General features: G+C 52.3%; 2 protein-coding genes. Both read right to left on the minus strand.

All coding sequences use genetic code 11. The features are described 5' to 3' along the window. Positions 1-492: 492 nt before the first annotated feature. Entirely contained in the window at positions 493-1176 is a 684-nt protein-coding gene (locus ACFFAR_RS28380) for an MgtC/SapB family protein (RefSeq protein ID WP_375508923.1), read from the minus strand. Between the two features lie 646 nt (positions 1177-1822). Continuing rightward, on the minus strand, positions 1823-3049 hold the full coding sequence (phnA, locus tag ACFFAR_RS28385; RefSeq protein WP_375508924.1) for a phosphonoacetate hydrolase: 1227 nt from the start codon (positions 3047-3049) through the stop codon (positions 1823-1825). Positions 3050-3483 lie beyond the last annotated feature (434 nt).

Raw genomic sequence — 3483 nt, forward strand, 5'->3', positions numbered from 1 at the left:
GCTGCGGTCAGACTCGGACGGTACGCATCGTCTGCGCGATAGCCGCACATACGCGATCGGTCAAGCGGTAAAGGGGCGCTTGTGCGATCGGTTTAAAGGGCGCCATTGGGCGACGATAGGTGCGATCGGAGAGCGCCATGTTAACCAGATAATCGCAATATCATTTTCTACGTCTGTCGAAGCACGCCGAATAAATATGCACGTAAATGCACGTGCGCCAAATACAAGCGGCAAATTCGTGCTCCACCAAAATGGTGAACCGAAGAACGAAGGAGTGTTTAAACTATAAGGGCAGCAACGCACGGACAAGGCGGACACTCAACATTCGTCAGCCACTGCCCTCTCCGTCCTTGTGCCAGAGAGATCATGGGGTCGCCTAGGTAGGTCAGCACACTTCATTAGGCGAGGCTATGTGGCCCTCTGTCCAGAGAGCTTTCGGGGTGGTCGTGCTACATCACGATTACGCCATGTCCCCCCAAAACAGCGCACTCGTCATTGCACTTCAATTTCCTCGACCTCAAGCACACCGATCAGCTCTGAAAGCATGTTGCGATAGATAAGGAATTCGTCGGCAGACATCCGCGCCAGCGAAATCGTTACGACATCTCGCTGTTGGTCGTCGTCTGTTTGGACACTCATATTCTTAAGTCGGGCGCCGTCTTCACCAAGTAAGCGACATAGAACCGGCAACGTAATTGCGCCTCGGTCAACTCTCAGACGCAGGGCCCGACGCAGTTTTCCTTTGGTCCGCACTTGTCGCGACATGGGCTTAACCAGGGTGAGGGTCGCTAGGATGATCGCCGTCGCCGCCACAGCAAGCACGTAAAGTCCACCGCCTGCCGCGAGTCCGATACCCGCGACGGCCCAAACACTGGCAGCCGTTGTCAACCCGCGGACCATCTCGCCCCGAAGTAAGATCGCGCCAGCACCGAGAAATCCGATTCCCGACACGACTTGCGCCGCCACACGCGATGGATCAAGCGCCACATTCGGCATCGACCGAGTGTCCTCGAAGCCAAACGCTGAGACGACCATCACTAGTGAGGAAGCCACGCACACGAGCATGTGCGTGCGTAATCCAGCCGCAAAAGCAAACCGCTCCCGCTCGAATCCGATCGCCCCTCCGAGGACGGCAGCAAACAGCAATCTTGAGATTAATTCAATGTTAGTCGGCATCCACTCCTCTCTTATCGTCTTAGACCTCACGAACGCGTAAAATCTCCCCATTCGCGAAGCTCTTCATCGCTTCCCATTTATAACGGTGCTCCAATCTGTCGCTGTCGAACGGCATACCTTATCCGGTATCCGGCACGTTCCATAACTGACGGCCCCGACATTGCGAGCATTGTTCAATCTGATCACTGCCTTGCTATACGGAAAGCCCAGCTCGATCCCGTCCCGGCGCAGCTAGCTCCCGCAAAGTAGCGGACGAGCGCACTCTTCAGCTTTATCTAACGAGCTGGGGGAATACCTTCGCGCGTGCGATCCACTAAACTCCAAAGACAACGCGGCTACGCCATCGACGCTGACCATGTCGTATGGTACGACAAAGCAACATTTCGTTTTAAGCGATCGCATGAGCAAACCACCGTCGTGCCATTTACGCTCGGGCCAGAATAAAGGTGTCACTATTCACCATTAAAGCTGTGCAAAAACCAGATATCAGTTCAATAAAAGCATCACCATCGTAGGCCCTAGCGACACCGCATTCAGTACGCCAGGGACGCCAGATACAACGACATTGCCTCGTATTCCGGCAAGTAATCTTGCTTCTTAACAGAGCCAGTTAGTAAAAAACGAAATGAATAACTAGTCACTATCTCTATTGGCTAAGATGGTTGAGTGCAATATCAATAATGTCGAAATTGCGCAGACGTCGGGCTGGATCGAGGTCAACTACCTTGCGGTTAAATATAAGTGGCACCCTTTGCTCAGACACGCCACCGTGTGAACGCAAGGGAACGGTCAATCCGGACAGGTCGTGATTATCGGGAGTGCTTCCGAGCACAGTCAGCCGCTCTCCGATCAACACAAGGTCGCCGATTCGATCTTTTGGAAGTTCGAAACGCTCGCTGGCTTCCGAACGCGTCAGTACTGTCTCGACACCTTCGATCCCTTTGAGGAAATTTGTCACGTCACACAAGCGGTCACCGTCGTTCAAGTAAATCGTCGCATAAGAACCCAAGGAACCGTGATGTTTGACATACGGATCCGTGATCGGCAGCAGTACTCGGGCAACCTGCGCACCATATTTAACGTCTAAAAGATCTTGCAAAAAGACGATGTTCGGTCGGCCAATCGAATCAGTCTTAGCATTCATCCCATGGTCGGCTGTAATCGCCAACACTGCACCCGCGTCATGATAGCGCTTGAAATAACCGTCCATCATTGCGTAGAAATCATTGGCTTGCGGTGTACCAGGTGCGTACTTGTGCTGTACGTAGTCCGTCGTTGACAGATACATGACGTCGGGGCGCTCTTTTGTAAGCAAGGACAAACCCGCGGCAAAAACAAACTCCGAGAGCTCCGCACTGTACACGGAAGGCAGCGGCATGCCCACTCGCTCCAAAATGTTCTCAATACCGTTTTCCTCTAGGGTCACCTGGTCGGCATGTTCCGCTGAAAAGCGGATGCCTTTCAGTTGATGACCGAGCAGGCTACGCAGCTTATCCTTTGCAGTCACGACCGCCACACGCTGGCCAGCTCGCGCAAGCTCGGCGAAGATAGTCGGCGCGCGAAGATACTTCGCGTCGTTCATTAAGACCTCTTGTTTCGCTTCCTGATCGTAGAAAAAGTTTCCGCATATTCCGTGCACCGACGGTGGGGCTCCAGTCACGATTGAAAGATTGTTCGGGTTCGTAAACGATGGAAGTACGCAGTCTCCCGTGAGAACTGAGCCAAACGTTGGGAGTTCGGCGAGGAACGGAGTTTTTCCAGCCTGGATTGCTTGATTAATGTATTCCTGTTCGCTTCCATCGATGCAGACGATAATCGTCGGAACCGATGGCAGTCGGTAGGAACGGGAGTTGACACTAATTTGTTTCGTCATGGGTAACCTCATTTGAATTTATACAAGCTTATGGTCAACGGACACTTCGTACAATCGATAAAAACTAGCCATACCGTGCGTAAAAATCACATCTAGGAAAAAATATCGTCCCTAAACGCGCTGTGTTTGGTGATTCGGCGCTTCGAGTGTGCTCACTCTGCTGGTGCACCACGTTTCACTTAAAAGCCGCAGATGATGGCTCAGTTTCGGAGGATTTCTCTGCGATACGCTATGGGCCCAACAGCAGCCAAGGAAATGGGTAAGCGATAGGTAAATCGCACCTAAAGATTGGCGATCCCACTCGGTTTTACTGCACGCTCATTGTGTTTGAGACTTAACGCAATCTTCTATGCTGTAGAGAAAAACACTCCGACATGAACCTGCACCCAACTAGGTTCCTCTGTGCTCGGCGCCAAGTCGTTGAGCAATAAACG

Origin of the sequence: uncultured Caballeronia sp. (assembly GCF_964243625.1) — a bacterium.
GTDB lineage: Bacteria > Pseudomonadota > Gammaproteobacteria > Burkholderiales > Burkholderiaceae > Caballeronia.